Here is a 26,187-nt window from a genome sequence, read left to right as displayed (position 1 = left end):
CTTCTAGTCGCCGTCGGCGTCCGAAAAGCCGATGCTCACTTCCAGCGCGGGTGCGATGTCGGCTTCGGCGAGTTTTTTCAGGTCGGCCAGCGAGCGCCCGGCGCTGCCCATGCCGGCCTTGTTGGCGGGCGATGCGCTTTGCATGGCTTTGTCGGTTTTGTTCACCGCTTGCGCGAGCTGGTTGGCCGGCTCGTTGCGGCCCAGTCCGCGCAAATAGGTTTCCAGCGGCGCCAGGCCGGCGCCGGGCAAAGGGGCTTCACGCGCCTGCGATGCGCCCAGTGTGCGCAGCGCCTGCCATTGCGCGGCCCAGCGCGCCGCCGTCTGGCCGCTGGCGCTGCGCGCGTAGGCGGCATTGCGGTTGCCTTGCACCCCGGCCATGCGGGGCTTTTCCATCTCGGCCCAGCGCAGGCGTTCCAGCGCACCGGTCCACTGATTGACCAGCTCGCTCATCGCCGGCCCATTGCTTTCTTCCGACTCGCCGGGTTTGCGCGCCGCCAGTTCGCCGAAGGCTTTGGCCAGCGTGTCGGCTTCGCGCTGGATGTCGGCGGCCACCTGCACCGCGTAGCGGCAGGCCGGTGTGGCGGGTGCAGACGACGAAACAGGCTGGCTCCACAGCAGCCACTCCAGCGCCGGCAGGCCTTTGGCCGGCGAGCCTATGCTTTCCAGGGCGGTGGCATCTTGCGGCGCTGACTGAATTGCCCGCTTGATGAGCTCGGGCCGCGTCGGCGAAAAGTCGATTTGCCGCGCCGAGCGCCGCTGCACCAGCGGGCCGGCCTGCACGCCGCTCAGACGGTCCCAGGCGAGCGCGGTGGTTTTCCAGCGCTCTTTGGCTTGCTCCAGTTTTTCGGGTGCGGTGGTGGCGGTCGCGTCGCACACGGCTTGCATTGCCGCAGGCAGGCCGCCGGCCTGCTCGGCAAATGCGGCGGCTTGCGGCGCATACCAGAAGCGATGGATGCCGCGCATGAAATCACCCGCCGTGTAAAACGGCACGGCAACGTTGGGCGCGACCACTTGCGCCTGCGCCGCGCCGCCGGCCAGCAGCATGGCGATGGCCGGCACGGCTCTGCGCCAGGCCGGCTGCAACAAAGAGGTGAGGGAATTCATCGGGCTGCTCCCTGGTTCAGGCGCTTGATGTCTTCATGGCACTCATAGCGATTCAAGGAATTTCACCAGCGCGGTGCGTTCCTGCGCATTCATCCGCAGGACTTTGTCCTTGCTGGCTTTGGCTTCGCCATCGTGCCAGAGCACGGCTTCCAGCGCGCCGCGCGCGCGGCCGTCGTGCAGCAGGCGGTTGTGGCCGTTCACGTCGGGCACAAGGCCGATGCCCCACAGCGGCGGCGTGCGCCATTGGCGGCCATCGGCCAGGAAGTCGGGCCGGCCGTCGGCCAGGCCTTCGCCCATGTCGTGCAGCAGCAAGTCGGTGTAGGGCCAGATGGTCTGGCCCTGCACGGCCTTGCTGCCCAGCCGCGGAAATGGGCTTTCGCCGGTGACGTAGCTCGGGCGGTGGCAGGCGGCGCACTGTGCGTCGGCAAACAGTTTCTGGCCGCGCACCACCTGGGCATCGCGCGGATTGCGGCGCGCCGCCGGTGCCAGTGTGGTTTCATAAAACACCACGTCGTTGAATGTTTTCTCGTCAATCTCGCTCGCCTTGCCCCGTGCGCCGCGCGGCGCCGCCAGGCAGTCTTTCTGGGCGGCTGTGCAGGTCTCTTTCGGAAAGACCGGCGAGGTGATGCCCATGTCGCCGAGGAAGGCGCCCGCGGTCTGGTGGGCCAGGGTGGCGACGTTGGCCTTCCAGCCGAAGCGGCCTGTGCGCATCTGCTGCGTCGGCGCGTCCCACACCTGGTTGACGACGCCGCGCACCGGGCTGTCGGAGGCGGCTTGCTCGCGCGCATTGCGCAGGATTTCCGCTTCGGGAATCGCTTCGAGCAAACCCACGCCGGCCATCTGCGGCGCGATGCGCGGGCTCACCATCACATCTTTGGCCATGGGGCCGTAATGGAGTTTGCTGAAACCGTAGCGGGGTTTTTGCAACTGGTAGGGTGTGCCGTCGGCAAACTTGCCGCGCACCACGTCGTAGCGCAGGGATATCTGCCCCTCGGGCATCACGCCCTGCACCGCGAAATTGGAAAACTGGTCGCCGTACACCGGATCCGGCAGCGGCCCGCCGTGTGCGTCCTTGCCCGGCACCGACAGGCGCAGCAGCAGGCCGACCGGCTGGTCGGCCAGGCCGCGGTTGAAGTCGGGCGGTGCGCCGCGGCCGTCCTGCACATGGCAGCCGCCGCAGGAGCGGGCGATGAAGTGCGGGCCCAGGCCGTCACGCGCGGTGGTGGAGGAGGGCGCCTGCACCCAGTTGCGCTTGAAGAAAGAATTACCGATGACAAAACGCGTGCGTTCCTCGTCGCCCAGGTTGGCCAGCGGAAATGAAAACGCGTTGTGGCCGGTGGCAAACACCGTGGTGTCGCCGCCGGTTTTCTCGTCGTCGGGCGCCGTGCCGGCTTGCGCACCCGGCCCTGCCGACGCCCAGAAGGCCAGTCCTGCCAGTCCCGCTGCGGCCACGCAGGCAAGCACTGCACGCGCAGGGCGCGTGACCATCCGGGACGACGCGGCCTTGGCCATTAAGGTTTGACCAGCGTCAGCTTGGTGATGCCGGCGGCGTTGGCGGCTTCCACCAGGTCCTTGCTTTGCTGCACCAGGCTGTCGACGGTTTTTTGCACGCGCAGCCGGCCGGGTGCGTCTTTGGCGCCGACGATTTCGCGGTCAAACGGTGCCTGAATGCCTTCGGCGGCGGCGACGGATGCTGCGATCTGCTTGCTGGTGCGGTCTGCCAGTGCCGGGTTTTTCACCGCCACCAGGTCACGCAGCGACGGGCCGGCCAGCGTCGTGCCGTCGGCGCGCTTGTACTGGCCCAGCCAGGTGTTCTGGATGCCTTTGGCGTTGTTCACCACGTCGCGGTGCGTATTGTCGGAAAAGCATGAGTGCTCATCTTCCTGGTCCTGGCTGGCCAGGGCGACTTCGAGGCGTTCACCGGCGAGTTCACCGCGCGAAAGCGAGCCCAGGCCGACAAACATCTTGCGCACCGACTCCATGCCGCCGCGCTCGAACTTCGCGCGGTAGGAGGTCGACGTGGGCGCCCAGGCTTTGGTGAGGGTGCCGAGGTCGTCGACCAGCAGTTCGGTCACCACCTTGAGGTACTGGCGGCGGCGGTCGGCGTTGGGTTTCTTGCCGTCCACAAAATCTTCAAACGAACGGTTGCCTGGGCCGGTGGTGCTCAGGTCCTGGCCCCACAGCAAAAATTCAATCGCGTGCCAGCCGGTGGCGATGTTTTCTTCGCCGTTGCGCTCGTTCAGGCTGGCCAGCCGTTTTTTGTTGATCACGGCCTTGCGGTTGTTGATGATGCCGGCGTTGGGTGCGTCTTTCACGTAGTCGACATAGGACTCGTCCATGGGCCAGGCATTGATGCGGCCTTCAGGGCCGTTTTTGTCATCGATCGGGCCGCCGTAAAAACGGAAGGCCTCGGTCTGGCCGTAATACTCGCGCGCGTCCAGCCAGGCCTTGCGCGCGGCCTTGAGGCCGTCGTCAGACGGTGCGTCGGTAAAAGCCTGCACTGCTTTTTGCAGGATGAGCGTGCTGGCCAGCGTGTCGTCATAGTTTGATTGCACCAGGTGGGCGTAATGCTTTGCCACGGCGGCCGCCGTGGTGGCTGGTGCCGCCACTGTGCCAGGCGCGGTACCGGCCGCTGCCGTTGCTGCGGGCTGGGCCATGGCCGGCACGGCAAGCAGGGCCACCAGGGCGGCAAGGATGGCGGGTTTGATTGCTGGTTTCACGACGACTCCTGTGTCTTTGTTAATCGGTCAAAGTGCGATTATACAAATGAGAATCGTTATCGTTATCAATAAGGTGACTTTCTGTGACGCTGTGCGGACGCCCGCCGGACCGCTTGTTCAGGGCCCGCGGCGTTTACCCGGTTTGCGCGCCTCATAGCGTTTCATCAGCGGCGTGACAGAAATGCCGTGGGCAATCACCGAGGCGACGACCACCGCGAGCGTGATGGAAAGCAGCCGTTGCGCCAGCGCGGGCGGGAGGTGGTGGTTGATGGCATAGAGCAGGTAATACAGCGAGCCGATGCCGCGAATGCCGAACCAGGCCATCAGGCGGCGCTGCGAACCCCTGACCGGCGTTCCCAGCAGTCCGATAAAAACCGCCGCCGGCCGGATCACCAGGAACAGCGCCGGGATAAACCACAGCACTTCAGCGCGAAAGCGTGTGGTGGCGACCAGCACGCCCACCGCCAGCACGATGGCGACTTCCACGAAGCTTTCCAGCTGGCTGTTAAAGCGCTCTACTGCGCGCATCATGTGGGCGGGCGCTTCCGCGCCCGAGGCTTCCTGGTCATCGGGGCTCAGCGTTTCATCGGGTGCGGCCGCAGCCTGGGGTACGGGCCGCGCATCGGGCTCGTCGATGCGGCGCAGCGCCAGGCCCGCCGCAAACACCGCCAGGAAGCCGTAAGTCTGAAAGAGCAGCGCCAGGCCGTACGTCAACCCGATGAGTCCCAGCGCGATGAATTCGTCCGAGCCCAGCGCTTCGCGGTGGCGCATGCGCAGGTAAAGAATGGCGCGGCCCACCAGCGTGCCCAGCAGCCAGCCCAGGGCCAGGCCGCCGGCCACGGCCCACAGCACATCGACGGCCCACCAGCGCCAGCCGCCTTCGCCGAGTTCGTGCAGGCCCAGCAGGCCCAGCCCGAGCATCACAAATGGAAATGCGGTGCCGTCGTTCAGGCCGCCCTCACCGGTGAGGCCGAAACGCAGGCGGTCGCGGTCGCCCGGGTTGGCCACCTGCACGTCGGAGGCCAGCACCGGGTCGGTCGGCGCGAGGATGGCGCCCAGCAGCACCGCGGCGCCCACGGGCAGCTCCAGCACATAAACGCCCAGTGCGGTGATGGCGGCCACGGTGACCACCATCGACACGGTTGCGAGTTGCACCGGAATGCGCCAGCGGCCATCCCGTACGCGGAACTCGAGCTTCATGCCGGCGGTGAACAGCGAGATCAGTACCGCCACCTCCGTGAGGCGCTCCAGCAGCACCGTGTTCTTGAGGGCGTCGAGTTTGAGCAGCCCCAGTCCAACGGGACTGACCGCCACACCAACACCGAGGTACAGCATGGCGGCACTCAGAGGTAACCGTGCAATGAAAGAGCCGCCCAGTGTCATGGCAATCAGCAGCGCACCGGCCACGATGCAGGCCAGCGTGAAAGTGGTGGGCTCGGCAAAAGTCATCGCCCCACCTTACGGCAAGCGCAGGCGTCCCGGTATCAGCCGACGCGCCGTTGCCGTGGTGCCTGGATGCGCCCTGTAGACACGTTTGTGTCCGATTTTTTTAAGCGAAAAGCGCTCTGAGGCCAATAAATAAAAGCGCGATAAGCTATAAAAACTATAGCAAACCGCGGAATGCCGTTCCAGCGCCTACCAGTCCACCAGGCTCAGGCCGATGCTCAGAACATTGCGCTTTCGGTTGTAGTCCACGAGGCTGTCACCGTAGCCGCTGAAAAGCTGCACGTGGTAGCGCAAGCCGGTGTAGTTGGGCGACGAGGCCGGCGCCATCATCCAGTCAAACCGGGCCGAGCCGCGGGCTTCCTTGCGCAACGAGTGGCGCAGCGTGACGCCCACCGTGTTGGCTTTGTTGATCTGCCAGCTGCCCGTGACTTCCGCGCGGCCCACATAGTTTTCGATGCCGGGGTTGTCGTCATTGCCCGAGGACTCCTTGAGCCGGTCCCAGATACGCCCCTGAAGGATCAGGCCCGAGTCCTGGCCCAGTGTTTTCTCGGCGGCGCCCATCAGGTAGACGCGGTTCCAGCTGCGCGACAGCGGCAGCGACTGGCCGTTGGACTGGTGCACCAGCCCCAGGCCCGAGAGCCGGTAGTTCCAGCCACCGGCCAAAGGGATCTGGTGCGGGTAGATGTAGATCACCTCGGGCTCGTGGTCGGTGGTGCGAAACGGCCGCGAGATGCTGCCGTTGAACAATTGCCAATAGCTTTGCTGCGTGTAGCCGAACCATACCGAGTCATGGTCGTCGTCGTCGTTGTCGCCGCTTTTCAGCAGGCCTTTGGCGACCTTGGTGCGCACCGACAGCTGGATTTTGTTTTCAGTGCGCATATAGGGCACAGAGGTCAGCGCGGTATGCCCTGCGGCGGGTGACGAGGGTTGCGTGTTCACGCTGTCGGCGGTGGAGACGGCCAGCGTGATTGGCCGGTAGCCGCGCAGCGAAAACGTATCGCAGTCGGTGCCGCGCTGCAGTTCCCAGAAGCGGGACAGTTCCGAGTACCTGGTGTTTTTGCAGCCGATCGGCTTGCCGTCCGGCGCTTCGGTGTTCAGTGATGGCAGCAGCAGCACCGGGGTGGCCGGCTGGCCGGTCTGGGCATTGGCCGGCGCTGTGGTCAGGCTGGGCGCGGGCGTGTTGGCGGGCGTTTGCGCATCGGCCCATTGCTGGAAGCAGGTGAGCTGCGCCGCAGGGTCGCCCTTCATGGCCTGGCAGGTTTGCCAGCCTGTGCTGGATGGGCGGTTTGCCGGCGTGGCCTGTGCATGTGCCGCAGCCGTGGTGCCAAGACCCAGGAGGGCCAGAAGCACCGTGCAAAGCGATGCAGCAGCAGGATTGAGAGATTTCAGTGGCATGGCTCGGTCTTGAAAATTGCGCTGTTCAGGGTAGCCGGGTCAGCGTGAAGGGCACATCGGGTGCATTGTCCGGGGCGCTGCTGCTGGTGTCTTTCCAGGTGCCCTTGAAGGCCTTGCCGCAAGAACCTTCGACCATTTCGCCGTTCCAGGTGCCGGTGATGCTGACATTGTCGGAGGACTCGTCGAGCAGCAACATGCCGCCCTCCAGGTCACCGGCCAATGCGGCCTTGGCCGCATGTCCGGCAATGGCTTTGGAACCGACGGCCGGCCCCAGGTCGCGGCTCACGATGCCGGCCAGGCTTTCGGCGAATTCGGCATGCCGTTCCAGCAGCATGGTGGCGCGGGCCGGCAAGCCGGCAGGTGGGCGGTCAAAGCGCACGGCCCACAGGCCATGGAGTTGTGCGGCCTTCATCTCCGTGGCGGCCGGGCAAGCGGCGGCAGGTTTCGTTTGGGCCGTAGCGCTAGTGGATATTGCGCAAGCGGCGATTAAAAAAAAAGCGGGTCGAAGAAAAAGCAAAGTCATGAACAAGTGAGTGCACGGCCTGGTCGTGCGGTACGGGCTGTAGCAACGCAGCAAGGCGGACGGAGCGGCCAAGGCTGCAGTGCAGGGGGTGAAACGGAAAACTCGGGCACGCGAGTGCGGGGTTGATGCAACGCGCAGGCCGTGGAGCTTGCGCACTATCTCACGAATACATCTCAATCAGGTAAAGCACCGGTAAAAACCCGTGGCCTGAAACGGTTTGTAACCACGGCACTGAAAACGCCTTCATGCGGCCCGGCACCTGATCTCGCGCCGAATTAACCACGGAACAGGGCAGCGCTAGCGCGTCTCTGCCGCCGCTGCCGCCGCCGCAATCCCGTCTGCTGACTTCTTCGCAAACTCCGCACGCAAGGCCTTGATCTTTTCGCGCGGGTCTTCCTTCACGGTGGCCTTGTCCAGCGCCATCTCGGCGATGAAGCGGCTGGGTGCGCCGGGAATCATGTCGCGGCCCTTCTTGCGTTTGCGCAGCCAATTCACCGCCAGCGTGCGCTGCGCGCGGGTGATGCCCACGTACATCAGGCGGCGCTCTTCCTGCAGGCGCAGTGCGATGCTGTCGGTGTTGACTCCGTCATCGTCTTCCAGCTTGAAGGGCAGCAGGCCTTCGTTCACGCCGGCCAGTACCACGTGTGGCCATTCCAGGCCTTTGGCGGCGTGCAGGGTTGAAAGGGTGACCACGTTCTGGTCGCCTTCGCGTTCGCTGATGGTGGAAAGCAGTGCAATCGTCTGCACCACTTCCAGCATGGTTTTGGTTTCGGCTGCCACCACGGCACCAGATGTGTCGTCAATCTGCCCGCCGCAGCGCTGGGCCACCCAGTCGCAAAAATCCATCACGTTGGTCCAGCGCGCGGCGGCCAGCTTTTCGCTGTCTTCGCCGTCGTACAGGTGCTTCTCGTAGTCGATTTCCTTGAGCCAGTCGTTCAGAAAAGCGCGCGCGTCTTCGGCGCCCACAGTGCGTTTGGCGCGGTATTCCAGGTCGTTGAGGTAGCGGCCAAACTCGTGCAGCGAGCCGACGGCCTTGGCCGGCAGAACCGAGCCCAGCGAGTTGCTGAAGAGCGCTTCGAAAAGACTTTGCTTCGACTGGCTCGCGAAGGTGCCGAGTGCGCCCAGCGTGGTGTGGCCGATGCCGCGCTTGGGTGTGGTCACCGCGCGCATAAACGCCGGGTCGTCGTTGTTGTTGACCAGCAGCCGCATCCAGCAGCAGAGGTCTTTGATCTCGGCGCGGTCAAAAAAACTTTGCCCGCCTGAGACCTTGTAGGGGATGTTGGCCTTGCGAAAGGCTTTCTCGAAAGGCTTGGCCAGATGGTTGGCGCGGTACAGCACGCAAAAATCTTTCCACTCCTTGTACTGCCCGCCTTCTGCCTGCAAGCTGCCTTCGGCACGCAGGCTCTGGATGCGGGCCACCACGCGTTCGGCTTCGTGCTCTTCGCTGTCGCAATCGATCACGCGCACCGGCTCGCCTTCGCCGAGCTCGCTGAACAGCGTCTTGGGAAACAGCTTGGGGTTGGGGCCGATCACGTTGTTGGCCGCGCGCAGTATGGCGCTGGTGGAGCGGTAGTTCTGCTCGAGCTTCACGACCTTGAGGTTGGGGTAGTCCTGCGGCAGCTTTTTCAGGTTGTCCAGCGTGGCGCCGCGCCAGCCGTAAATCGACTGGTCGTCGTCGCCCACGGCGGTGAAGCGGCCGCGCGGACCGACCAGCAGTTTGAGCATCTCGTACTGCGTGGCGTTGGTGTCCTGGTATTCGTCGACCAGCACATGGCCCAGCGACTGCTGCCATTTTTCGCGCACGCTGTCGTGCTCGCGCAGCAGCTTGAGCGGCAGGCCGACCAGGTCGTCGAAGTCGACGCTCTGGTAGGCCGTCAGGCGCTCTTCGTAGTGCGCCATCACGCGGGCGATGGCGCGCTCTTCGTCGCCATTGGCCTGCACCATGGCTTCTGCTGCATTGAGGCCCATGTTCTTCCACAGGCTGATGGTCCATTGCCATTGCCGCGCCGTGGCCGCATCGGTGCTGCCGCCGGCGTCCTTGATGATGCTGGTCACATCGTCGCTGTCGAGAATCGAGAACTGGGGTTTGAGGCCCAGCGCCGCGCCGTCCTGGCGCAGCATGCGCACGCCCAGTGCGTGGAAGGTGCAGACCAGCACGCCCTTGGCGCTTTTGCCGATCAGCGCCTTGGCCCGTTCGCGCATTTCAGCGGCGGCCTTGTTGGTGAAGGTGATCGCGGCAATCTGCTCAGGCTTGAGCCCTGACTGGATCAGCCGGCCTATCTTGTGTGTGATCACTCGCGTCTTGCCGGAACCGGCGCCCGCCAGTACCAGGCAGGGACCATGCAGGTAGTTCACGGCTTCTTGTTGGGCGAGGTTCAGGCCGTGGGTCATGAAAACAATCGATTCCAAGGGGAAAAATGCGCGGGACCGGCCCTGTCAGGGACAGCCAGGGAACGGCAAATCATAGCGGCTGCCCTTTTGGAGCCTGTAGCTCGGTTTGGACCGCACCGCAGGTTTCATGCCTGGCGCTTTAGCTGGATGAAAAAAGACCGCGCCCGCACGGAACCACCACAAGCCCCGGATTCAAGCAATAAATGCTTGCAGCGCAGTGCTGGTCTGCGCTGGCAGCTATCGAATCAATAGCATAGGAGCAGGCGCGGCTTCATGCGTTCCGGCTCGCCGGGGCGAACCCACCCTGCGTCAACGACAGTGCCTGGGCTGCCTGCTGCAGCAGCAGGCGCACGGTTTTCTGGTCGGGGCCGACGTGGCGGTCTATGCGCCGCACGTAAGGGCAGGTCAACGCGGCCAGGGCGCTGTGGTCGGGCCCGAAGATGGGGCAGGAAATATCGGCCACGCCGAAAGACTGCAGACTGTCGCGCTCGAAATAGCCTTGCTCCCGGATGACACCGAGGGCGGCAGCCAATGCATCGGACCCGATCGGCACTTCGCCTTCGAGTGCGGTGTGCTGGGTCAGCATTTGCTGAGTCTGGCTGGCATCCGCGAAAGCCAGCAACACCCGGCCCGAGGCGGTATCGACCAGCCCGACATGCACGCCCACGCGGATCGTCATGCTCCAGGTGCCGGGGCCGTTGACCTGTGCGGTGATCAGCACGTTGCCCTGGTCATAGACGCCCATGTGGCAGGCCTGCTCAGCCTTGTGCGCAAAGGCCTCCATGATGGGAATGGCCTGGGTCACCAGCCGGTTGAGCGGTGGATGCATGTGCGCCAGCGTGAAGAGTTTCAGGCTCAGCGAGTAGCGGTCGCCCGAGAGCGAGCGCATGACATATTGCCGTGCCACCAACCGCTCCAGCATGCGGTAGATCTCGCTCGCGTTGCGGTCCATTTCCTTGACGATCTCCGCGCGCGTCAGGCCCTGCGGCTGGCGAGCCAGCAACTCAAGGATGTCCAGGCCCTTGTCAAGCGCCGGTGCCCGGTAGCGGTCGTCGGCAAGAGGCGGGGATGCGGTGACGACGGCGTCGTTCGTGTTCTGGTCATTCGTCGGGAGAACGGAATATTTTTGTGTCATGGCGGCAGGGTGGGTGAGGTCAAAGGCATTGCAATTTTGATATGTAACGCAGCGCTCTTGATATGGCACGCGGCGCTCGCGAAGACTTTCGCCTTCATTGTTTTAGATTTATTTACTTTTGCACTTAATGTTCATCAATAAATTAAATCTTGACCTAGGGAAAGTCCGGGGCTTGGAAAGATGAGCAAATTTCTATGATTCACACCGCTTCAATCCATAAGTGAATAGATTGTTCATCAATGAACCATTTGTAACAATAAGTTTCCTGATTTTGGTGCCTTCGCCTCATTGAACGGTTCCGTCAACGCAAAAAGGTTTTTGTCATGCACCCAGGAAGTTTGGAAGGAAAAACAGTATCGATCTGCGCGGCCGCCCAAGGCGTCGGCCAGGCCCGTACAACGGTTTGCCTGGCCCCGGGTGATTCCGGGCGTTGCTGCAGCGCCTGGTTTGGGCGCACTCCGGGCCGGTCGACGGGCCGTCTGGCCACGGTCAACGACATCGCGCCGATCTGAGCGAGCACCGCGCCTGTCCGGAACCGCCCATGACACCTCTTGTGAGCATCAGCAACCTGTGCAAATCCTTTCCGGGAGTGCGCGCGTTGCACAACGCCCGGCTTGAGGTTGCCGCAGGCGAGGTGCATGCGCTGATGGGCGAGAACGGCGCCGGGAAATCGACCCTGATGAAGATACTGGCCGGGGTCTACCAGAAGGATGCGGGCGAGATCAGCATCGACGGTCAGGCGGTCGAGATTGCCAGCCCGCGCGCTGCGCAGGCGCTGGGCATCGGCATCATCCACCAGGAACTCAACCTGATGAGCCATCTGAGCGTGGCGCAGAACATCTTCATCGGACGCGAGCCGCTCGGGCGGCTGGGGCTGTTCATCGATACCGAGAAGATGGCCCGTGACACGAAAGCGATATTCGACCGCCTGAACCTGAACCTGGAACCGCACACGCTGGTCTGCGACCTGACGGTGGCGCGCCAGCAGATGGTGGAGATCGCCAAGGCGCTGTCGTTCGACTCGCGCGTGCTGATCATGGACGAGCCCACTGCCGCGCTGAACAATGCGGAAATCGACGACTTGTTCCGCATCATCGGCCAGCTCAAGCGCCACGGCGTCGGCATCGTGTACATCTCGCACAAGATGGACGAGCTCAAGCGCATCTCGGACCGCGTGACAGTGATGCGCGACGGCCAGTACATCGGCACCGTGCCGACTGCCACCACCAGCATGGACACCATCATCGGCATGATGGTCGGGCGCGCGCTGCTTGAAGACGAGAGGCCGCCGGCAACCGGTCAGGGCCGGGAGACCGTGCTGGAGGTGCGCGGGCTCAATCGCGGCCGTACGATCAAGGATGTCAGCTTCACCGTGCGCAAGGGCGAAATCCTCGGGTTTGCCGGCCTGATGGGCGCGGGCCGAACCGAAGTGGCGCGTGCCGTGTTCGGCGCCGACAAAAGGGATTCGGGAGAGATCTGGGTCAGGGGCCGCCAGATCGGGGTGCATAGCCCGGCCGACGCGGTTGAGCACGGCATCGGCTACCTGTCGGAAGACCGCAAGCACTTCGGTCTGGCCACCGGCATGGATGTGCAGACCAACATTGTGCTGTCGAGCTTGCGGCGGTTCTTGAGCTTCGGGTTTCTTCTCAAGCCCGCGGCCATACAGGACACGGCTGCGAAGCTGATCGCGCAACTGGGCATCAAGACCCCAAGCGCGCTGCAGAAAGTGGCGCTGCTGTCGGGGGGCAACCAGCAAAAAATCGTCGTCGCCAAATGGCTGGTGCGCGACTGCGAGATCCTGTTTTTTGACGAGCCTACGCGCGGCATTGACGTGGGCGCCAAGAGTGAAATCTACAAGCTGCTCAATGCGCTGGCGGCGCAGGGCCGTGCCATCGTGATGATCTCCTCCGAACTGCCCGAGGTGCTGCGGCTGAGCCACCGCATCGTGGTGATGTGCGAGGGCCGCATCACCGGCGAGCTGGCGGCATGGGACGCGACCCAGGAAAAAATCATGCAGCTCGCCACCCAGCGCGAAGCCACGGCTACCGTTTCCGGCACGGTTGCCGCTGCTGCCTTCTAAGAATACCGGAACCACCATCCATGACCGTCTCCAAGTTGCTGCAAGGTTTCAAAACTGCAGCTTTTAGCAGCAACACCCGTCAAAAGCTGTTGGCATTTGCCAGCTTGCTGGGGTTGCTGATTTTCTTCAGCATGGCCTCGTCCAGTTTCATGCAGACCGACAACATGGTGGGCATTTTGCAGGCCACTGCGGTTAACGGCGTGCTGGCCATCGCCTGCACCTTTGTCATCATCACCTCGGGCATCGACCTGTCGGTGGGCACCTTGATGACCTTTTGCGCCGTCATGGCCGGGGTGGTGCTGACCTATTGGGGCCTGCCCTTCTACCTGGGCGTGCTGGCCGCCATTTTCTTCGGTGCGTTCTCTGGCTTCACCTCGGGCGTGCTGATTGCCAAGCTGAAGATCCCGCCTTTCATTGCCACGCTGGGCATGATGCTCATGCTCAAAGGCCTGTCGCTGGTCATCACCCAATCCAAGCCAATCTATTTCAACGACACGCCGGAGTTCTCGGTCATTTCCCAGGAGTCGTTGATCGGTTATTTCTTGCCCGATCTGCCCATCCCCAATGCGGTGCTGATCCTGTTTGTGGTGGCGGTGGTATCCAGCCTGATCCTGAACAAGACGGTGCTGGGGACCTACACCTTCGCGCTGGGCAGCAACGAAGAGGCGGTACGCCTGTCGGGCGTGAATGTGGACCGCTGGAAGATCATTGTCTACACGCTCAGCGGCGCGATTTGCGGCGTGGCCGGGCTGCTCATCGCCTCGCGCCTGAATTCCGCGCAGCCGGCGCTGGGCCAGGGTTATGAGCTGGACGCGATTGCCGCCGTCGTGATCGGAGGCACCTCGTTGAGCGGTGGGGCGGGCACGATCCTGGGCACCATCATCGGCGCCTTCATCATGAGTGTGCTGACCAACGGGCTGCGCATCATGTCGGTGGCCCAGGAGTGGCAGACGGTGGTGACGGGCCTGATCATCATCGTGGCGGTGTATGCCGATATTTTGCGAAAGCGCAAGTAAATGAAAGCAAGTGCGGTTTCAGCCGCTATCCGCCTGCGTGCAGTTCTTACGAAGGAGAAACCCAAACCCCAGGCCCTGCCAACGTTTGATTTCTGATATTTCATTGCAACACCCATAACGATCCGGAGATGACCATGATTTTGAAACGAACACTTTTGAGCCTTGCGCTGGGCCTTGGCCTGGCTTCCACCTTGAGCACGACGGCGCTGGCCGCCGACGAGATCTACATTCCAATGATCTCCAAGGGCTTTCAGCACCAGTTCTGGCAAGCCGTCAAGGCCGGCGCCGAGCAGGCCGGCAAGGACTACAAGGTCAAGGTGACCTTCGAAGGCCCCGAGAGCGAGAGCATGGTAGACAAGCAGATCGACATGTTCGCGGCGGCGCTGGCCAAAAAGCCGTCGGCCATCGGCTTTGCCGCGCTGGACAGCAAGGCGTCGATCCCGCTGCTGAAAAAAGCCCAGGCCGCCAAGATCCCGGTCATCGCCTTTGACTCGGGCGTGGACAGCGATATTCCGGTAACCACGACCACCACCAACAACGTGGCCGCCGCCGCCCTCGCTGCCGACAAGATGGCCGAGCTGATCGGTAAAAGCGGCGATGTCGCCCTGGTGGTGCATGACCAGACCAGCCGCACCGGCATCGATCGCACCGACGGATTTGTCAACCGTATCAAGTCAACCTATCCCAACATCAAGATCGTCAGCGTGCAGTACGGCGGCGGCGACCAGCTCAAATCGACCGAGATCACCAAGTCCATCCTGCAGGCCAACCCCAACCTGAAGGGAATTTTCGGCGCGAACGAAGGCTCGGCCATCGGCGCGCTGAACGGCGCCAGGGAAATGAAGCGCAAGGTGGTGATCATCGGCTACGACTCCGGCAAGCAGCAAAAGGCCGCCATCATGGATGGCTCGATGGCCGGCGCCATCACCCAGAACCCGGTCGGCATTGGCTACAAGACGGTGGAGGCGGCGGTCAAGTCCCTCAAGGGCGAAAAGCTCCCCAAGATCATCGATACCGGCTTTTACTACTACGACAAGACCACCATCAACGATCCCAAGATCGCTGCGGTTCTGTATGACTGATGGGTGCGGCGGCCTCAGGGCCACGCGCTGAAGCGCTTCTTCACCAGGCAAACAGCAGTCCCCAGGCAATCATTCATGAGCACTATCCAATCCATGCGTGTCGTCGATGTGCGCTTTCCCACGTCGCGGCATCTCGACGGCTCGGACGCGATGAATCCGGACCCGGACTATTCGGCGGCCTATGTGGTGCTGGAAACCGGCGAGCCGGGGCTTGAAGGCCATGGCCTGACTTTCACCATCGGCCGTGGCAATGAAGTCTGCTGCGCCGCCATAGAAGCCATGCGCCACCTGGTGGTCGGCCTCGACATGGACTGGGTGACCGAAGACATGGGCCGCTTCTGGCGTTACATCACCTCGGACAGCCAGCTGCGATGGATCGGCCCCGACAAGGGCGCGATCCACCTGGCGACAGCCGCGGTGGTCAATGCCGTGTGGGACCTGTGGGCCAAGCAGGAGGGCCTGCCGGTGTGGAAGCTGGTGGCCCGCATGAGCCCGGAAGAGATCGTCAGGCTGATCGACTTCCGCTACATCACCGACTGCATCACGCCGGCCGAAGCGCTGGCACTGTTGACGCGCCAGGCCGCCGGCAAGGACGCGCGCCTGAAGACGCTCGAGCAGGAAGGCTACGCTTGCTACACCACTTCCGCCGGCTGGCTGGGCTATGACGACGAAAAGCTCAGGCGCCTGGCCCAGGAGGCGGTGGACGCCGGCTTTTCGCACATCAAGCTCAAGGTGGGCCGCGACCTGCAGGACGACATCCGGCGGGTGCGCGTCGCCCGCGAGGTACTCGGCCCCGACCGCACCCTGATGATTGATGCTAACCAGGTGTGGGATGTCAACGAGGCGATTGAGTGGCTGGGCCACCTGGGCTTTGCCAAGCCCTGGTTCATCGAGGAGCCGACCAGCCCCGACGACATCGAGGGTCACCGCCGCATCCGCGAGGCGGTGAAGGGCGACATGCAGGTCGCCACCGGCGAGATGTGCCAGAACCGCGTCATGTTCAAGCAGCTCATCATGCAGGGCGCCATTGACGTGGTGCAGATCGACGCCTGCCGCCTGGGCGGGGTCAACGAGGTGCTGGCCGTGATGTTGATGGCGGCCAAATATGGGCTCAAGGTTTGTCCGCATGCCGGCGGCGTCGGCCTGTGCGAATACGTGCAGCACCTGTCGATGATCGATTACCTCTGCATCGCCGGTACCAAGGAAGGCCGGGTGATCGAATACGTGGACCACCTGCACGAGCATTTCGTGGACCCCTGCGTGATTCGCCATGCCGCCTACATGCCGCCGCAGCGGCCAGGTTATTCGATTGAGATGAAGCGCGAATCGCTGGCGCAGTACGCCTTCAAGGGCTGATGGCCGCTACACACCCTCGGCTGAGCCTGACCATAACCAACATCTGACACCGGAGCCCTTGATGAATTTGCACCTTCAAAACAAGATTGTCATTGTCACCGGCGGGGGCGCCGGAATTGGCGGGGCCATCAGCCTGCAGCTGGCACGCGAAGGCGCCGTGCCGGTGATCTTCGGCCGCAGCCCCTTGTTGCCGGAATTTTCCGCGGCCTTGCGGGATCTCGGTGCACGCCACGGGTTTTTCCAGCTCGACCTTGAAAGCGAATCGGCCTGCCGGACCGCGGTGCAGGGCGCCGTGGCCGAATTCGGCGGCATTGATGCGCTGGTCAACAACGCCGGCGTCAACGACAGCGTCGGCCTGGAGGCCGGCCCCGAGGCCTTCAAGCGCTCGCTGCAGTCCAACCTGATGCATTACTACCTGATGGCGCACCTGTGCCTGGACCAGCTCAAGGCCAGGCGCGGCGCCATCGTCAACATTTCCTCCAAGACGGCGCTCACCGGGCAGGGCAACACCAGCGGCTATGTCGCGGCCAAGGCGGCCCAGCTGGGGCTTACACGCGAATGGGCTGCCGCGCTGGCGCCGCATGGCGTGCGGGTCAATGCGGTGCTGCCGGCCGAAGTCATGACACCGCTCTATGAAACGTGGCTCAAGACCTTTGCCGACCCTGCAGCGGCGCTGGCCGACATCACGGCCCGGATTCCCCTCGGCCAGCGCATGACGACCGACCGCGAAATTGCCGACACGGTGGTGTTCCTGCTGTCCGATCGCGCCTCGCACACGACGGGCCAGTGGATTCATCCCGATGGCGGCTATGTGCATCTGGACCGCGCCTTACCTGTCGGCTGACCGTCATGAACAGACATCCATACGGCCAAAACGCCATGCGGCGTTGCCAGCTACCGAGCCCTGAAAAGCGCGATGAAGCTCGCCGCAGATTTTCCCCGCCCGAACCGGGTTCGCTCTGGGCAGCCATGCCGGCGAATGGGCATATCCGGACTTTTTAACTGACTCAACCTAACCATAGCAAAGAGAGACAAATCATGAAAGCTGCTTTCCGTAGTGTGTACCTCGGCGTGGCCTGCGCGGCCGTGCTGGCGCCGCAGTTGGCCTCGGCCCAGTCCAGCGTCACCTTGTACGGACGTGCCGTATCCGGCCTGGCCTATATTGACAATGTGTATGACCCGGTGGCCAATGCCAGCTTCTCCAAAGCCATGGTGGCCAGCAACCAGTGGGGCACCAGCATGTGGGGCATGAAGGGCAAGGAAGACCTGGGCGGCGGGCTGGCGGCCAACTTCCTTCTCGAAAGCGGGTTTGAACTGAAAAACGGCTCGGTCGGCTCGGCATTGTTCAACCGCCGCGCCTATGTCGGTCTGTCCAACGCCAGCTGGGGCAGCTTCCGTCTTGGCAAGAACCTGTTCATCAGCAACGACGTGTGGGACCTGGACCCGACTGGCCAACAGTGGGTGGGCAGCGCCACCCTGGTCAGGGGCCGCAGCTGGCCCGGTGCCAGCAACGTGGTCGAGTATTCAACGCCTGATATGGGCGGCTTCAGCGCCACCGGGCAAATCTCGTTTGGCGAACAGGCTGGAAACAGCAAGGCCAACCGCGGCGAAGGCATATCGATGACCTATGCGAACCAGGACCTGATGCTGCGCGCCATCTATTCCCAGCGCCGTAATGCTACCGCCACCTTCACGGATGTTTTCAGCACCTCCAAGGAAACCATCATAGGCGGCACTTACAAGTTCGGCCCGGCCAAGCTCTATGCAGCCTACGACTACATCACCGCACCCGACGCGGCCCTCACCGCCGCGTCCAAGCTCAAGCATGCCTGGGTTGGCGTTCGCTACGATGTGACCCCGGCGCTCACGCTGATCGGTTCGGTCTTCCACGTCAAATCTGACCGGGTGGCCGGCAAGGCCACGCTGGGCATGGTGGGTGCGGACTACAACATGTCCAAGCGCACGCTGCTGTACGCGTCATTCGGTAGCGTCAGCAACTCCAGTGGTGCCAACTTCGGGGTGGACGGGGGGATTTCGGGAAATCCGGCGGTCAACCAGGGGCAAAGAACCGTTTACGCGGGTATCGCGCACAGCTTTTAAAGGGCAACGCTGCCGGGCGAGTTCCATGCGTTCGGCGGCAGGCCGGCAGGTTCAGATCGGGATCACCTGACGCGGACCAGCTGGCCAGCCACTTTTTGCTATTAAAAATATAGCTGCTTGCGCAGGCGCTGCCTGCGCCGCAGCTATTTTTTATGCTCAATCGGCGTGCTAGCGGGGCCGTGCTACGCACCCGTATGCAAGGGCGTGGGCGACAATCAGCGCCGTGCTCAGCATTCTTTTCGTCACCTTTCCTTTTTTTGCCCTGGTGCTGTGCGGCTACCTTGCCGCACGCCGGGGCCTGCTCCCGCAGCTGGCCATTCCTGGCCTGAACACCTTCGTGTTGTATTTCGCACTGCCCTGCATGCTGTACCGCTTTGGCGCCGGCACGCCGATTGCGCAGCTGCTGGACGCGAGCCTGGTGGCCGTCTATTTAGTGTGTGCTCTGTTGATGGTGGCTTTCACCGTGATGCTCACGCGCAAGGGCCGCATTGCATGGAACGATGCGTCTTTTGGCGCGCTGGTGGCGGCCTTCCCCAACACCGGCTTCATGGGTGTGCCCCTGCTGGTGGCGCTGTTGGGTGCGCAGGCCGCCGGACCGGCCATCGTCACCATCCTGGTTGATTTGCTGGTGACAAGCTCGCTGTGCATCGCGCTGTCGCGGCTGGACTCGGCCGACATTCATGGCGCCGAGGTCGCCGCGCAGAATGCGCTCAAGGGCGTGGCGCTCAATCCCATGCCGTGGGCCATCGTGCTGGGCGCGCTGTCGTCCGGCTTGGGTGTGATGTTGCCCGCGCCGGTGATGCAGACCGTCGGGCTGCTGGCCGATGCGGCCTCGCCGGTAGCGCTGTTCACCATTGGCGCGGTGCTGGCGCGTTCGCAGATGAACAGCACGGCAGCCACACCCCTGAAGGAGTATGTGCCGGTTGCTCTCATCAAACTGGTGGTGCACCCGGTACTGGTGGGCCTCGTCGGGCTGGGCGCCATCGCAGTGGGCGTGCCTTTGCAGCCTTTTGCTTTGACCGTCATCGTGCTGGTGGCGGCGCTGCCCAGCGCCAGCAATGTGGCGTTGCTGGCCGAGCGTTTCGGTGCGGACAACGGCCGCATCGCGCGCATCATCCTGTTGTCGACGGTGCTGGCCTTTTTCAGCTTTTCGGCAGCAGTGACCCTGCTGACCTGAGCCAGGTACCAGGCCTTTTCGGCTGTCGTTACAAAAAAACCTGAAAAAAGATGGCCCCGCGCTGTCGATTCCGCTCTTTCTGTTCGTCGTACCGGTAAGAGCAGGATTTTTCTGCCTGGGTTGTCCGGGCTCTCCGCTCCCAACGCAACTAACGCAACTTCAAGGAGTCCGAAATGAAATTCATGGTTCTCATCAAAGCCGACAAACACAGCGAAGCCGGTGAAATGCCCAGTGAACAACTGCTGGCCGACATGGGCAAGTTCAACGAATCGCTGGTCAAGGCCGGCGTCATGCTGGCGGGCGAGGGGCTGCATCCCAGTTCCAAAGGCGCGCGCGTCAGATTTTCCGGCAGCAAGCGCACCGTCATCGACGGGCCTTTTCCCGAAACCAAAGAACTGGTCGCCGGTTTCTGGATGCTGCAGGTCTCGTCCAAAGAAGAGGCCATTGAATGGGTCAAGCGCTGCCCGTTGCCACCTGAGAGCGAGGCCGAAATTGAAATCCGCCAGGTGTTTTCGGCTGAAGACTTTGGCGCGGAATTCACGCCCGAGCTTCGCGAAGCCGAAGAACGCCTGCGCCGGCAGGTGGAGGCGCAGTCCGGCGAAAAGTCCTGAAAACGGGCGTCCGGCTGCCGGGCCCGTGTTTGAGGTAAAAACCGGGTTCCAAGGAGATTCCACGCATGCAATACATGATCCTGCGCAAATCCGACGCGAGCACTGAAGCCGGCGAGCTGCCCAGCCCCGCACTGCTGGCCGCCATGGGCGCCTACAACGAAGAACTCGCCAAGGCCGGCATGCTGCTGGGCGGCGAGGGCCTGCAGGCAAGCTCAAAGGGCGCGCTCATCCGGTTTTCCGGTGGCAAGCCCACGGTCATCGATGGCCCCTTCACCGAAGCCAAAGAGCTGATCGCCGGTTTCACCATGATTGAGGCGGCTTCCAGGGATGACGCACTGGAATGGCTCAAGCGCTGGCCTCAAGAGGATGCGGATGGCAATACCTCGCTGGAAATCCGCGAGGGTGGCTGCCCCGGCGGCCTGCGCGGCGTCGCCGGGGAAGGCGCGCCGCCGCTGCCCGAGGGGTTCCGCCGCTTCATGATTTTGCTCAAGGCCAATGACCGCGCCGAAGCCGGCATCGTGCCCGACAACCAGTGGCTGGGGCGCATGGCCCAACACAACGACGATGCCGTCAAGGCTGGCGTGCTACTCATGGGTGAAGGGCTCAAGCCCAGCGCCAGCGCCTCCCGCATGAAGTTCACCCGAGGCAAACCCAGCGTGATGGACGGGCCGTTCGCCGAAGCCAAGGAGTTGCTGGCCGGCTTCTGGATCATCCGGGCGCGTTCGCTGCAGGCTGCGGTGGACTGGGCGCTGAGTTACCCCTTTCCGTTTCGCGATACGGAAGAGGTTGAGGTCGAGATCCGGTTGCTATATGAGGCGGCAGATTTCGCCCCGGCCTAACGTTCAGGGCTTCGGTCAAAAATATTTGAAATTTTTTTCACCGGGCGTGTCGATTTCGCATTTTTCGTTCGTCGTACCAGTGAGCAGACGTTTTTTTGGGGCCGGAGAGGCCCGATAAACCCGGCGCTCGCCCATTCATCGAAGTGAACGAACACCAACTTAAGGGAATAGAACATGTTCAAGACCATCGCCATCATTGCAGCCGTCGCCATTGTGGTGTTTATCGTGGCCGTGCTGATACTGGCCTCCAACAAGCCCGACACCTTCCGCGTCCAGCGCCAGACCACCATCCAGGCGCCACCCGAAAAAATCTTTCCGCTGATCAACGACTACAAACAGTGGGCCGCCTGGTCGCCCTGGGAGAAGAAGGACGCCGCCATGAAGCGCAGCTTCAGCGGCCCGGCCACCGGCAAAGGTTCTGCCTACGCCTGGGAAAGCAAGGAAGTCGGCACGGGTGACATGCTGATCACCGAGTCCGTACCGTCTTCCCTGGTCAAGATAGACCTGAACTTCAGCAAACCTTTCGAAGCCCACAACAAGGTGGTGTTCACTCTCCAGCCGCAAGCCGGTGGCAGCTTGGTCAGCTGGGATATGGCCGGCCCCGCGCCCCTGATGGCCAGGGTCATGCATGTCTTCTTCGATATGGACAAGATGGTGGGCAAGGATTTCGAAGCCGGCCTGGCCGACCTGAAGGCTGCTGCAGAAAAGTAAGCCCGGCTCACCCGCCCCACACTCAAGGAGTATTCAAATGCGATTCATGATGCTGATGATCCCCAAGGGCTACGAAACTGCCGACGCAGGCACCATGCCCAGCGCCGACGCCGTCGCCGCGATGATGAAATACAACGAAGCACTGCAAAAAGCCGGCGTGTTGCTCGCGCTGGACGGCCTGCACCCGCCCTCCATGGGCGCGCGCGTGAGCTTTCCGGGCGGCAAGGCCCATGTCAGCGACGGCCCCTTTGCCGAAGCCCGTGAGGTACTGGGCGGCTACTGGATGATCAACGTGGCCTCGCGCGAGGAAGCCATCAAGTGGGCAACGCGCTGCCCGGGCGGCGAGAACGAAATCATCGAAGTGCGCCAGGTGCAGGAGATGTCGGACTTCCCGCCCGACGTGCAGGAAGCCGCCGCCGGCTTCGTCGAGATGCAGCAGGCCCCCAGCGGGAAAAGCAAAAGTACCAGCAAAGGCAAGGGCGCCTGAAGCCGCATGGCGTCGCATGAAACCCACCGTGCCATCGACGCAGTCTGGCGCATCGAATCGGCCAAGGTCATCGCCAAGGTTGCACGCATGGTGCAAGAGGTGGGCCTGGCCGAAGAGATCGCGCAGGACGCCTTGGTCACGGCGCTTGAGCGCTGGCCGAAGACCGGTGTTCCGGACAATCCGGGCGCCTGGCTCATGGCCGTCGCCAAGCACCGCGCCATCGACTACCTGCGGCGGCGCAAGCTGCTCGCGCTCAAGCATGAAGAGCTGGGCCATGAACTTGAGCTGGAGCAGGAAATGGCCTTCGCCGATGTAGACGAGCCCGGCTCCGGGGACGAGGGCGATGACGCCTATGGTGACGACCTGCTGCGCCTGATCTTCACCGCCTGCCACCCGGTGCTGTCGACTGAGGCGCGCATCGCGCTCACGCTGCGGCTGCTGGGCGGTCTCAGCACCGACGAAATCGCGCGCGCCTTCCTCGTGCCCGAACCCACCGTGGCCCAGCGCATCGTGCGCGCCAAGCGCACCCTGGCCGAGGCGCGGGTGCCCTTTGAGGTGCCCGGCCCTGCCGAGCGCGAAGCCCGGCTGGCTTCGGTGCTTGAAGTCATCTACCTGATCTTCAATGAAGGCTATTCAGCCACGTCGGGCGGCGACTGGATGCGGCCCGCGCTGTGTGACCAGGCCTTGCGGCTGGGGCGTGTGCTGGCCGAACTCGCGACGCAGGAGCCTGAGGTTCATGGCCTGGTGGCGCTGATGGAAATCCAGGCCTCGCGCGCCAAGGCGCGCACCGGGCCGTCGGGTGAGCCCATCTTGCTGCTGGAACAAAACCGTGCGAGCTGGGACCATATCCTGATCCGCCGCGGCTTTGCCGCATTGGCACGCGCTGAGGCGTTAGGCGGCGCGCTGGGGCCGTATGCGTTACAGGCCGCGATCGCCGCTTGCCATGCGCGTGCGCCCACCGGTGCGGACACCGACTGGCAGCGCATTGCCGCGCTTTACGATGCGCTGGCGCAGCTCATGCCCTCGCCGGTGGTGGAGCTCAATCGCGCCGTGGCGCTGGCCATGGCCTTTGGCCCGGCGACGGGGCTGGAGGTGGCCGATGCGCTGCTGGCCGAGCCCTTGATGAAAAACTACCACCTGCTGCCCAGCGTACGCGCCGACTTTTTGTTCAAGCTCGGCCGAATCGAAGAGGCCCATGCGGAGTTCGAACGCGCCGCCTCGCTCACGCGCAACCTGCGTGAGCGCGAACTGCTGCTGGCGCGCGCTGAAGCCTGCAAGCCCGACGCCACGCCGCGCCTTTCCTGAGGCGCTCAGGCTGCCGGCTTGCGGCCGCCCAGCATGCAGGCGATGGCGGCCAGCTGCAGTAACACCGTCGCGCCAAAGTAAAGGCCTGTGCCCGCACCCAGATGCGCCGGGCTTCCGTTGGCCGTCACCAGCAGCAGCGCAAACGTAGCAGGCGCCAGCGCCCACAGGCCCTGCGACATCGCCACGATCAGCGCCACCACACGCGGAACATCTTCCTTGACGAACTCCACCTGCGCCACCAGCGGCGGCAGCGAGGTCGCGTTGCCGATGCCGACACCAAACAGCACCACGCCCAGCAGGATCAGCGCCGTTTGGTGTTCCGCCGCGCAAGCTAGCAGCAGTGAGCCCGCGATCTGCACCGCGTAGCTCACGCTGGCGACGACGCGTCGGTCGGCATCGGCAGGCATGAATTTGCCAACCACTGTTCGGCCACCGATGGCGCAGGCCGTGGCCAGCGCCATCGCCAGGCCTGCGCCCTGGGTGCTGAGTGCCGACACCAGCAGCGAATACAAATGCGTGATCAAGCCAGCTTGCGCAAACAGGCTGAGCGCCATGGCCGCGGCCAGCGTGCGAAAGCTGCGGTCGCGCCACAGCAGGCGGCCTGGCAGCGGCTTGGCGTGTGCCGAGGTGATGCTGCGTGCTGGCGTGCCTGGCGCGTCACCATCGGGCTGCTGGCCCATGTGCTCAGGCGTCTGCGCGATCACGCAAAAACAAAGGCAAACCACGATGGCCAGCATGGCGCCGCCCACCAATACGGTGGCGGCAGTAAAACCCATCACCGCAATCAGCGCACCCCACAGCGGCGAGAAGATCACGCCACCCAGGCTTGCGCCGTTGTAGGCCTTGGCCAGCGCCAAGGGCCGGCCGCGCACAAACCAGGGCGAGATGATGGCGTTGATGCCCGCCGCACCCATGGTGACCCAGCCGCCGCCCGTCAACATGGCGGCCATAAACAGTTGCCACGGCTGTGCAGCCAAGGCCCAACCCAGCAGGCCGACCGCCAGCGCTGCGCAGCCTGCGGCGGTAGTGGCTGCAACGCCCAGCCGGGCATGAATACGCGGCAAGCAGGCCACCACGCCCGCGCCAAAGAGGAAGTGAAACGTCACGGCCGCCGACACCAACGGCAGCGCCCAGCCGGTGCGCGCGATCACCGCATGCAGAAAAATCGCCGGGCTGTAAAAGCCCACGCCCCAGCCAAAGATGGCGAGCACAAAGGCGGCCCGCACCACGGTGGTTCCGTAAAACGCGCGTGGCGCTTGGGGTCGCAGAGTTGGGGTCATTGGCAGTTCCATGAGGTTCTCCTTGTGAGAAGGCAGCGGTTGCTGCATGGCCTTCATGGTGCGGCGAAGCCCTGCCTTGATGCTTCGTCACAGAGCGAAGCATGGGCGGCGCGATGCTGCTAAGGTTGACCCTACAAGACGTCAAACATCATGATGAACACCAACCAAATCGCCCACATCGCCTCGCTGGTCGGCGAGCCGGCCCGCACCGCCATGCTGATGGAGCTGCTCGACGGCCGCTCCCTCACTGCCCATGAGCTGGCCGGGGTCGGCAATGTCTCACCACAAACCGCCAGCCGACACCTGGCCCTGATGGTCGAAGGCGGCTTGCTGTGCGTAGAGCAACACGGCCGGCACCGTTATCACCGCCTCGCCTCGGTGGAAGTGGCACGTGTGCTCGAAGGCATCACGCAACTGGCCTCCCAAAATGCCCCCGCGCCACGCCGCGCCGTAGTGCCCGGCCCCAAAGACGCCGCCATGCGTATGGCCCGCAGCTGCTACGACCACATCGCCGGCCGCCTCGGCGTAGCCATCGCCCATCACCTGCTGGCCGATGGCGCCATCACCTTTGACGGCGAGGCCGGCCACGTCACCGCCAAGGCCGGCGCCGTGCTGGCGCGGCTGGGCATTGAGCTGTCAACCTCGCCCACCAGCATCAACACCAAACGGCCTTACTGCCGCCCGTGCCTTGACTGGAGCGAGCGCCGCTTTCATGTCGCCGGGCAACTCGGCACGCTGATCTGCAACCACAGCCTGGAGCGCGGCTGGCTCTTGCGCCGACAGGGTATGCGCGCGCTGGAGATCACACCTAAAGGTGCGGTGGCGCTGCGCGACTGGATGGGGCAGGAGGACTGGCGGCAAGTGACGGAGGGAGAGACCTTCCCAGCGCGGCAGGAGCAACGGCGCGCAGCCGCCTGAACTCGGCGCCCGTTCATGCCACAGCCTTTTGCGGCATACATTACGTCAGGCGCTTCACTCAAATCCACTTCTGCCAGATTTTCCATGACACTCTACGTTGAGAGCACTGACTTTGACCAAGACTCCCTGCCCAAAGGCTGGGACGAGGGGTCGTTCAAATACTGCAACTTCAGCAAGCTTGATATAGAAGGTAGCGGTTTCAGCGGCGTTCTCGTGGGCTGCGTCGTCGAAGAATCGGAGTGGTATTGGAGCTTGTTCAATACCGCCACATTTGTGAATGTCAAATTCAGAAAATGCATCTTTCGCGGCGCCTCATTTGCAGGTTGCAGCTTCACTGAATGCCAATTCATCGACTGCTTGTTTGTCAAAGATAGCCTGGACGGGGGCTGCAGCTTCACTGAAAACCGCTGGTACGCATGCACGCAGTCTGGCTGCACAGGCCTCATCGTCAATGCGGTCGCTCAATCGCCGGCCCTCCAGTGAGCAAACGCCCAATCTCTTCAATCGAGAG

Annotated in this window: 23 protein-coding genes; 14 read left to right on the top strand and 9 right to left on the bottom strand. The window is 63.3% G+C overall.

All coding sequences use genetic code 11. The features are described 5' to 3' along the window. Positions 1-3: 3 nt before the first annotated feature. From AC1DY9_RS14215 to AC1DY9_RS14180, 8 genes are all read right to left on the bottom strand, one after another. The gene (locus tag AC1DY9_RS14215) at positions 4-1,104 is read right to left on the bottom strand and encodes an imelysin family protein (RefSeq protein WP_477666866.1); all 1,101 of its coding nucleotides are present in this window, start codon (positions 1,102-1,104) and stop codon (positions 4-6) included. Between the two features lie 42 nt (positions 1,105-1,146). Next, complete coding sequence (locus AC1DY9_RS14210; protein WP_477666865.1) at positions 1,147-2,616, bottom strand: di-heme oxidoreductase family protein; 1,470 nt, start codon at positions 2,614-2,616, stop codon at positions 1,147-1,149. Next, entirely contained in the window at positions 2,616-3,761 is a 1,146-nt protein-coding gene (locus AC1DY9_RS14205) for an imelysin family protein (protein WP_477666971.1), read from the bottom strand. The genes AC1DY9_RS14210 and AC1DY9_RS14205 overlap by 1 nt, the downstream gene beginning before the upstream one ends. Before the next feature lie 180 nt (positions 3,762-3,941). After that, positions 3,942-5,273, bottom strand: a complete 1,332-nt coding sequence (locus AC1DY9_RS14200) for a cation:proton antiporter (protein WP_477666864.1) — start codon at positions 5,271-5,273, stop codon at positions 3,942-3,944. 186 nt (positions 5,274-5,459) lie between these two features. Further along, on the bottom strand, positions 5,460-6,665 hold the full coding sequence (locus AC1DY9_RS14195) for a phospholipase A (RefSeq protein ID WP_477666863.1): 1,206 nt from the start codon (positions 6,663-6,665) through the stop codon (positions 5,460-5,462). A gap of 25 nt (positions 6,666-6,690) precedes the next feature. Then, the gene (locus AC1DY9_RS14190; protein ID WP_457282668.1) at positions 6,691-7,077 is read right to left on the bottom strand and encodes a hypothetical protein; all 387 of its coding nucleotides are present in this window, start codon (positions 7,075-7,077) and stop codon (positions 6,691-6,693) included. A gap of 408 nt (positions 7,078-7,485) precedes the next feature. Continuing rightward, positions 7,486-9,579: an ATP-dependent helicase gene (locus AC1DY9_RS14185; RefSeq protein ID WP_477666862.1), complete on the bottom strand. Its 2,094-nt coding sequence runs from the start codon at positions 9,577-9,579 to the stop codon at positions 7,486-7,488. Positions 9,580-9,850: 271 nt separating this feature from the next. Further along, on the bottom strand, positions 9,851-10,714 hold the full coding sequence (locus tag AC1DY9_RS14180) for an IclR family transcriptional regulator (RefSeq protein WP_457282670.1): 864 nt from the start codon (positions 10,712-10,714) through the stop codon (positions 9,851-9,853). 541 nt (positions 10,715-11,255) lie between these two features. On the opposite strand from AC1DY9_RS14180, the gene AC1DY9_RS14175 reads away from it, so the two are divergent. From AC1DY9_RS14175 to AC1DY9_RS14120, 12 genes are all read left to right on the top strand, one after another. Beyond that, positions 11,256-12,794 (top strand): sugar ABC transporter ATP-binding protein, encoded by a 1,539-nt coding sequence (locus AC1DY9_RS14175; protein WP_477666861.1) that lies wholly within the window; start codon positions 11,256-11,258, stop codon positions 12,792-12,794. Between the two features lie 20 nt (positions 12,795-12,814). Beyond that, positions 12,815-13,810, top strand: a complete 996-nt coding sequence (locus AC1DY9_RS14170; RefSeq protein WP_457282672.1) for an ABC transporter permease — start codon at positions 12,815-12,817, stop codon at positions 13,808-13,810. 137 nt (positions 13,811-13,947) lie between these two features. After that, on the top strand, positions 13,948-14,892 hold the full coding sequence (locus AC1DY9_RS14165; RefSeq protein ID WP_457282704.1) for an ABC transporter substrate-binding protein: 945 nt from the start codon (positions 13,948-13,950) through the stop codon (positions 14,890-14,892). Between the two features lie 75 nt (positions 14,893-14,967). Then, positions 14,968-16,248, top strand: coding sequence for an L-fuconate dehydratase (locus tag AC1DY9_RS14160; protein WP_457282673.1), 1,281 nt, complete (start codon positions 14,968-14,970; stop codon positions 16,246-16,248). A 61-nt stretch (positions 16,249-16,309) separates the two neighbouring features. Further along, positions 16,310-17,092: an L-fucose dehydrogenase gene (locus tag AC1DY9_RS14155; protein ID WP_457282674.1), complete on the top strand. Its 783-nt coding sequence runs from the start codon at positions 16,310-16,312 to the stop codon at positions 17,090-17,092. A 194-nt stretch (positions 17,093-17,286) separates the two neighbouring features. Next, on the top strand, positions 17,287-18,348 hold the full coding sequence (locus AC1DY9_RS14150; RefSeq protein WP_457282675.1) for a porin: 1,062 nt from the start codon (positions 17,287-17,289) through the stop codon (positions 18,346-18,348). A gap of 223 nt (positions 18,349-18,571) precedes the next feature. Beyond that, the gene (locus AC1DY9_RS14145) at positions 18,572-19,525 is read left to right on the top strand and encodes an AEC family transporter (protein WP_457282676.1); all 954 of its coding nucleotides are present in this window, start codon (positions 18,572-18,574) and stop codon (positions 19,523-19,525) included. 173 nt (positions 19,526-19,698) lie between these two features. Further along, a complete protein-coding gene (locus AC1DY9_RS14140) occupies positions 19,699-20,136 on the top strand; it encodes a YciI family protein (protein ID WP_457282677.1) in 438 nt (145 codons plus the stop codon). Between the two features lie 65 nt (positions 20,137-20,201). Beyond that, a complete protein-coding gene (locus AC1DY9_RS14135) occupies positions 20,202-20,975 on the top strand; it encodes a YciI family protein (RefSeq protein ID WP_457282678.1) in 774 nt (257 codons plus the stop codon). Between the two features lie 174 nt (positions 20,976-21,149). Beyond that, complete coding sequence (locus AC1DY9_RS14130) at positions 21,150-21,686, top strand: SRPBCC family protein (protein ID WP_457282679.1); 537 nt, start codon at positions 21,150-21,152, stop codon at positions 21,684-21,686. A 37-nt stretch (positions 21,687-21,723) separates the two neighbouring features. Then, a complete protein-coding gene (locus tag AC1DY9_RS14125) occupies positions 21,724-22,173 on the top strand; it encodes a YciI family protein (protein WP_457282680.1) in 450 nt (149 codons plus the stop codon). 6 nt (positions 22,174-22,179) lie between these two features. After that, positions 22,180-23,478, top strand: a complete 1,299-nt coding sequence (locus AC1DY9_RS14120) for an RNA polymerase sigma factor (RefSeq protein ID WP_477666860.1) — start codon at positions 22,180-22,182, stop codon at positions 23,476-23,478. Positions 23,479-23,483: 5 nt separating this feature from the next. Here the strand turns inward: AC1DY9_RS14120 and AC1DY9_RS14115 are convergent, their stop codons facing one another. Further along, a complete protein-coding gene (locus AC1DY9_RS14115; RefSeq protein ID WP_477666859.1) occupies positions 23,484-24,770 on the bottom strand; it encodes an MFS transporter in 1,287 nt (428 codons plus the stop codon). Between the two features lie 141 nt (positions 24,771-24,911). Here AC1DY9_RS14115 and AC1DY9_RS14110 point away from each other — a divergent pair, with 141 nt between their 5' ends. After that, positions 24,912-25,676 (top strand): ArsR/SmtB family transcription factor, encoded by a 765-nt coding sequence (locus AC1DY9_RS14110; RefSeq protein WP_477666970.1) that lies wholly within the window; start codon positions 24,912-24,914, stop codon positions 25,674-25,676. An 84-nt stretch (positions 25,677-25,760) separates the two neighbouring features. Next, on the top strand, positions 25,761-26,159 hold the full coding sequence (locus tag AC1DY9_RS14105; protein WP_457282683.1) for a pentapeptide repeat-containing protein: 399 nt from the start codon (positions 25,761-25,763) through the stop codon (positions 26,157-26,159). Positions 26,160-26,187: the final 28 nt, after the last annotated feature.

The sequence above is a fragment of the Polaromonas sp. P1_F6 genome (genome assembly GCF_056405695.1).
The sequence above is the reverse complement of the archived record's forward strand: the minus strand, read 5'-3'. Positions and strand labels throughout refer to the sequence as shown.

Coding starts and splice junctions, on each gene's coding strand:
- AC1DY9_RS14135 (WP_457282678.1), top strand. CDS start 20,202: ATGCAATACATGATCCTGCGCAAATCCGACGCGAGCACTGAAGCCGGC.
- AC1DY9_RS14155 (WP_457282674.1), top strand. CDS start 16,310: ATGAATTTGCACCTTCAAAACAAGATTGTCATTGTCACCGGCGGGGGC.
- AC1DY9_RS14160 (WP_457282673.1), top strand. CDS start 14,968: ATGAGCACTATCCAATCCATGCGTGTCGTCGATGTGCGCTTTCCCACG.
- AC1DY9_RS14110 (WP_477666970.1), top strand. CDS start 24,912: ATGAACACCAACCAAATCGCCCACATCGCCTCGCTGGTCGGCGAGCCG.
- AC1DY9_RS14115 (WP_477666859.1), bottom strand. CDS start 24,770: ATGGAACTGCCAATGACCCCAACTCTGCGACCCCAAGCGCCACGCGCG.
- AC1DY9_RS14105 (WP_457282683.1), top strand. CDS start 25,761: ATGACACTCTACGTTGAGAGCACTGACTTTGACCAAGACTCCCTGCCC.
- AC1DY9_RS14120 (WP_477666860.1), top strand. CDS start 22,180: ATGGCGTCGCATGAAACCCACCGTGCCATCGACGCAGTCTGGCGCATC.
- AC1DY9_RS14170 (WP_457282672.1), top strand. CDS start 12,815: ATGACCGTCTCCAAGTTGCTGCAAGGTTTCAAAACTGCAGCTTTTAGC.
- AC1DY9_RS14175 (WP_477666861.1), top strand. CDS start 11,256: ATGACACCTCTTGTGAGCATCAGCAACCTGTGCAAATCCTTTCCGGGA.
- AC1DY9_RS14205 (WP_477666971.1), bottom strand. CDS start 3,761: ATGGCCCAGCCCGCAGCAACGGCAGCGGCCGGTACCGCGCCTGGCACA.
- AC1DY9_RS14125 (WP_457282680.1), top strand. CDS start 21,724: ATGCGATTCATGATGCTGATGATCCCCAAGGGCTACGAAACTGCCGAC.
- AC1DY9_RS14150 (WP_457282675.1), top strand. CDS start 17,287: ATGAAAGCTGCTTTCCGTAGTGTGTACCTCGGCGTGGCCTGCGCGGCC.
- AC1DY9_RS14130 (WP_457282679.1), top strand. CDS start 21,150: ATGTTCAAGACCATCGCCATCATTGCAGCCGTCGCCATTGTGGTGTTT.
- AC1DY9_RS14185 (WP_477666862.1), bottom strand. CDS start 9,579: ATGACCCACGGCCTGAACCTCGCCCAACAAGAAGCCGTGAACTACCTG.
- AC1DY9_RS14190 (WP_457282668.1), bottom strand. CDS start 7,077: ATGAAGGCCGCACAACTCCATGGCCTGTGGGCCGTGCGCTTTGACCGC.
- AC1DY9_RS14140 (WP_457282677.1), top strand. CDS start 19,699: ATGAAATTCATGGTTCTCATCAAAGCCGACAAACACAGCGAAGCCGGT.
- AC1DY9_RS14215 (WP_477666866.1), bottom strand. CDS start 1,104: ATGAATTCCCTCACCTCTTTGTTGCAGCCGGCCTGGCGCAGAGCCGTG.
- AC1DY9_RS14195 (WP_477666863.1), bottom strand. CDS start 6,665: ATGCCACTGAAATCTCTCAATCCTGCTGCTGCATCGCTTTGCACGGTG.
- AC1DY9_RS14200 (WP_477666864.1), bottom strand. CDS start 5,273: ATGACTTTTGCCGAGCCCACCACTTTCACGCTGGCCTGCATCGTGGCC.
- AC1DY9_RS14180 (WP_457282670.1), bottom strand. CDS start 10,714: ATGACACAAAAATATTCCGTTCTCCCGACGAATGACCAGAACACGAAC.
- AC1DY9_RS14210 (WP_477666865.1), bottom strand. CDS start 2,616: ATGGCCAAGGCCGCGTCGTCCCGGATGGTCACGCGCCCTGCGCGTGCA.